The organism is Mycobacterium sp., from assembly GCF_049802695.1.
Lineage (GTDB): Bacteria > Actinomycetota > Actinomycetes > Mycobacteriales > Mycobacteriaceae > Mycobacterium.
On sequence record NZ_JBARMY010000195.1, the window covers coordinates 1 to 3,152 of the forward strand.

Annotated in this window: 3 protein-coding genes; 2 read left to right on the forward strand and 1 reads right to left on the reverse strand. The window is 64.6% G+C overall.

Going from position 1 to position 3,152, the window contains the following annotated elements:
- On the forward strand, positions 1-391 hold a 391-nt coding region (locus WA317_RS07930; RefSeq protein WP_425172512.1), incomplete at its 5' end, for a Tn3 family transposase.
- Positions 392-459: 68 nt separating this feature from the next.
- Here WA317_RS07930 and WA317_RS07935 read toward each other — a convergent pair.
- The gene (locus WA317_RS07935) at positions 460-2,385 is read right to left on the reverse strand and encodes an ABC transporter ATP-binding protein/permease (RefSeq protein ID WP_425172513.1); all 1,926 of its coding nucleotides are present in this window, start codon (positions 2,383-2,385) and stop codon (positions 460-462) included.
- 91 nt (positions 2,386-2,476) lie between these two features.
- On the opposite strand from WA317_RS07935, the gene WA317_RS07940 reads away from it, so the two are divergent.
- Positions 2,477-3,152 (forward strand): thiamine pyrophosphate-binding protein (locus WA317_RS07940; RefSeq protein WP_425172514.1); only part of this gene is annotated, 676 nt, incomplete at its 3' end.

A 3,152-nucleotide genomic window follows, 5' to 3' on the forward strand; every position in this document is an offset into this window, starting at 1 on the left:
CCGCACCCTGTACGTATGCCGTTACGTCGCAGACGAAGAACTACGACGCCGGGTACGGCGTCAGCTCAACAAGGGCGAAAGTCTGCATGCGCTGCGGCGTGACTTGTTCTTCGCGCATCAAGGCCACGTCCGACGACGTCATCTCGATGACCAAATCGATCAGGCACTGTGCCTCACCTTGGTCACCAACGCCTGCGTGCTGTGGACCACCACCTATCTCGGCGACACGATCGACGCCCTGCGGGCAGATGGCATCGAGGTCGGCGACGAGACTGCGGCGCACCTGACGCCGGCCCAGCATGATCACATCAACTTCTACGGCACCTACTCCTTCGACATCGATGCCGAGCTCCGCCGCGACGGCCACCGCCCGCTACGCATCCCCGCATAACCGTTGGGAAATCACAAAACAACCAGATTCGTTCCGTTGCTAAGCCGACCCCCAGAGGGGAGGCAGCGCTACACCTTGGCCGGCTCCTGCTCGACCCGGCGAATCCGCCACTCACCTTCGCCGAGCAGTTCCAGCAGCCGATGGTGATGCTGCTCGACGGTCGGCCGGTGGCTGACGCTGACCACCACGCAATCCGGTAACTCGTTGCGCAGCAACTGATACAGCGCGAACTCGAGCCCTTCGTCCAATGCGGAGGTGGCCTCGTCGAGGAAGATAGCCTGTGGCTTGGTCAGCAGCACCCGGGCGAAGGCGATGCGCTGCTGCTCACCGGGGGAGAGGACCTTGGCCCAATCCTGTTCCTCGTCAAGACGATTCGCGAGCGGAGCCAGCGCCACCCTGGTCAGCGTCTGCCGCAGCTCTTCGTCAGGAATGTTTCCGGGATGGTTGGGGTAAGACACCACGGTTCGCAGGTCCCCGAGCGGGACATAGGGCACCTGCGACAAGAACATCGTCTGGTTGTCACCGTCGGGCCGGCTCAGCGCGCCCGACGCGTAGGGCCATAACTGTGCGAGGCTACGCAGCAGTGTGGTCTTGCCGCTGCCGGAGGGACCGATGATGGCCAGCGAATCCCCGCGATCCAGGTGCACGTCCAGCGCGTCGATCAACTGCACGCCCGCAGGCGTGCGCACCTCGACGGCGTCCAGCTCGACCGCGCCGTCGGCGCTGGCTTGCACAGCGAGCGTGGGCAATTCGCGACCCCGCTCGTTGGCGTCGACCAAGCCGTGCAATCGGATGATCGCCGCCCGAAATCCGGCGAAGTTGTTGTACTGGTTGCGGAAGAATGACAGCGATTCTTCGATGTTGCCGAACGCGCTGGCGGTCTGAGTCACATCGCCCAGACCGATTTTGCCGGCGAACAGCCGCGGCGCCTGCAGAATCCACGGCAACGGGACGATCGTCTGGCTGACCGAGAAGTTCCATCCGAGGAATCCGATGGTGCGGCTGACGTAGCGACGATAGTTGTCGATGATCGGCGTGAAACGCTCCATCAGCTGAGTTCGCTCCGCCTGTTCACCGCGGTAGAAGCCGACCGCCTCAGCGGTGTCGCGCAGCCGGACCAGCGCATAGCGGAAGGCCGCGTTGAGCATCTCGTTGGCGAAGCTCAACCGGATCAAAGGATGGCCGATCCAGGCCGTGATGGCCGTCGCCAACAGCACGTAGACGAAGACAGTCCAAAACATCGCGCGCGGGAAATGGACGCCCAGCACGATTAACTCCCCGGACAAATTCCAGAGAATCGCCGCGAATGAGATCACCGAGGCCACTGACTGGACCGCCCCCAACAGCAAAGTGTCGGTGGACCCGTTGGACGGCACGTTGGTCGTTCCGCCGGCACCGGTGGTGAAGATGTCGATGTCTTGCTGGATCCGCTGGTCCGGGTTGTCGATGGTGTTGTCGATGAACCGGCTGCGGTAGTAGGCGTGTCCGTCCAGCCAATCAGTGGTGAGGTGGTCGGTGAGCCAGACCCGCCACGCGATGATGAATCGCTGCGTCAGGTAGATGTCGAGCATGATGCGGCCGATGAAGATCGCCGCCAGGACGCAAAAGATGCCCAGCGAGATCCAGAACCCGTGGATACCTGATTGCCTGACCGCCTCGTCGTGGGCGCCCCTGCCGAAGAACGCGGTCTGCAGGGCGTTGTACATGTCCTTGCTTTGGTAACTGAGTAGCACGAGCAAACGCACCGCCGTCATAACCATGACCAGCAGCACGCCCAGCCTCAGCCAGATCGCGACTGCGTCCGGCCCGGTGAAGAAGCCGCGGGTGATCCGCCAGTACTGACGGCCCCACTGCGTGAAAAACCGGAGCAGCACCAGCACGACGACGACACATACGGCGCCGATCAGCCACGCTCGCGCGATCCAGCCCAACGAGTGCAGCAGCTCGTTGCTCCACTGAATGGAGAAATTGAATTTCTGGTCTTTCTCGCCCACGCGACGTCTCCTTGCGGCCGGGGCAGCCGGGACGGCGCCTCAAACAATCCTGTCGGCGAAAGTACCTGACGAATGCGGTTAGGCTCCCGGCATGAGCGTCGACGCCGCCCCCAGCCAGACCATGCATGCGGGACGGCTGATCGCCCGGCGACTGAAGGCCAGTGGCATCGACACCGTCTTCACCCTGTCCGGTGGGCACTTGTTCTCCATCTACGACGGCTGCCGCAGCGAGGGCATCCGGCTCATCGACACCCGGCACGAGCAGACCGCCGCCTTCGCCGCGGAGGGCTGGTCCAAAGTGACCCGCCTGCCCGGGGTTGCTGCGCTGACGGCCGGCCCGGGCGTCACCAACGGGATGAGCACGATGGCGGCTGCTCAGCAGAATCAGTCGCCGCTGCTGGTGCTCGGCGGTCGCGCACCGGCGCAGCGGTGGGGCATGGGCTCGCTGCAGGAAATCGACCATGTCCCGTTCGTGGCGCCGCTGGCGCGCTTCGCGGCCACCGCTGAATCGGCCGACGGCATGAGCGACCTCCTCGACGAGGCGCTGCGGGCCACCGTTTCGGCACCGTCGGGGGTGGCGTTCGTCGACTTCCCGATGGACTTGGTGTTCTCCGAATCCACTTGCGACGACCGACCGGGCGCGCTGACCGAACTGCCGGCCGCTCCGATGCCCGACGGCGATGCGCTCGACCGGGCCGCAAGCCTGCTGGCCGACGCCCGGCGGCCGGTCATCATGGCCGGCACCAACGTGTGGTGGGGCCATGGGG